The organism is Candidatus Cloacimonadota bacterium, assembly GCA_034661015.1.
In the GTDB taxonomy this organism is placed as follows: domain Bacteria; phylum Cloacimonadota; class Cloacimonadia; order JGIOTU-2; family JGIOTU-2; genus JAYEKN01.
Genome location: JAYEKN010000279.1, coordinates 1 through 1,592, shown reverse-complemented (window position 1 = coordinate 1,592; position 1,592 = coordinate 1). Strand labels below are relative to the sequence as shown.

General features: G+C 35.2%; 2 protein-coding genes. Both read right to left on the bottom strand.

The annotated features are described in order from the left end of the window. Window positions 1-575, bottom strand: a 575-nt coding sequence (locus U9P79_09750) for a HipA N-terminal domain-containing protein (GenBank protein ID MEA2104905.1), incomplete at its 3' end; no start/stop codon positions are given. After that, window positions 565-867, bottom strand: coding sequence for a helix-turn-helix transcriptional regulator (locus U9P79_09745; protein ID MEA2104904.1), 303 nt, complete (start codon window positions 865-867; stop codon window positions 565-567). The genes U9P79_09750 and U9P79_09745, both read right to left, overlap by 11 nt. Window positions 868-1,592 lie beyond the last annotated feature (725 nt).

Here is a 1,592-nt window from a genome sequence, read left to right as displayed (position 1 = left end):
TGCCTGAAGCGTGTTGATGGTATTTTAACTATCCATTTACCAATATTTTTTGCTTTTGAGATAAAAAACTTTTTGTTTTCTTCCACCATTGAAAATTTCATTAAAACACCAGATAAAGAAAATTTATTATTTTCACTATCATTGTCTGATATAACTATGGGTTCTATTCTGGTGCGGCCTTGGAGAGCATAGGGTGGAATCCGGTCAGCAGTTAATTCTGTGGCAATCAATGCACCAGGCAAATCTCTTCCCAAGTGAGAAAGCATCATAAATTCATGATCTGAATGAATTTTAAGATTTCTTACAATATATTCACGCAATTCACCTTCCGGTAATAAATTTGAAAAGATCGGATGCAGTTTCTGGCTGCTTGTCAACTGCCTTGTAAATGCATTTTCACTTTGATTGTAGTATTTTAACGAAAAAACCGGCCTGGAATTTTCATCAATATTTATATAATCATGGGAAAACGTGAATATGTTTCTGCCATCCCTGTAACCTGCAAGAAATCCAGCTTGTATATCAAATAATTTTATTTCTAACACTCTGACCTGCTGTGGTTTCTTATTCATCATCTAACACCTGGAATTTTTCTAATATTGAAAAAGGGTCATCTGTATCCTGAACGTTTTTTGTCTTATCAAGATCAAGAAATGGCATGACAAGGCTTAACTCTTCGGTCGGAATAAGTACAATTTGAAGTTTTAATACCTTTAAAACCCTTTCTAATGTCTTAAGCTTGATATTTCCTCCAGCCTCAATTTTTTGGTATTGAGCCTGCTTCATGCCAATTAGCTTTTCCATGTCTTTCTGGAGCAAATTAAGATTTTTTCGTCTTGTTTGTATTTGTTTGTGGATTTTATACACCTGCTGCCTCCAGGTTTTTTATATGAAAGTCCGTATAAACGACTGTAATCATTGACTTTCATTTTTTGGTTTCTGCCCTTTAGGGTATTGTGACCGATGAGCAATAACCATGCTCCGGCAAGTTTCTGCCCTTCAGGGTATGCCGATTATATTACATACTCAACTTTCTGACCTTAATTTTACCGGTTAAAGTCTCAAAACCCTATCTCACGCAGCGTCCAGGCCTTGACCTGCACAATCCAGAAAGTTGAGTTACAATACAAATAATATTTTTAAATAGTATTGTCAAACAAATAATACTTTTAATGATTATACAGGTAGTTTTTTCGGCTGCCAACATAAGGCGGGACAGCCTGTAAATTCAATTAATTAGCAATTCCTTGGATTTTGCTTAATTGTGGTATTGCCATTGAGCCAAAATGGTGGAATCTGCGTCTTTTGTGATTTTTTTAAAAAAAGTGTTTGACATCTTTGAAAAACTTGGATACACAAACCAATATGAAATTCCGTCCAATGTTCTGTGGTCATGGGAGTTTCATTTTTGTTGTGGCAGACCTGTCTGCCATGTGGGTCGTTAAAAAATTAAGAATGGAGTTTTTCTTTTGAAAACAGAGCAAATGAAAACAGGGCAAAACAAAGCGTCTTTTTTTATCACGTTTTTGATTCTTTTTCTATTCTGGGTAGTGTTTTCAGGCAGGTTTGATTTTTTTCATTTAACTCTGGGC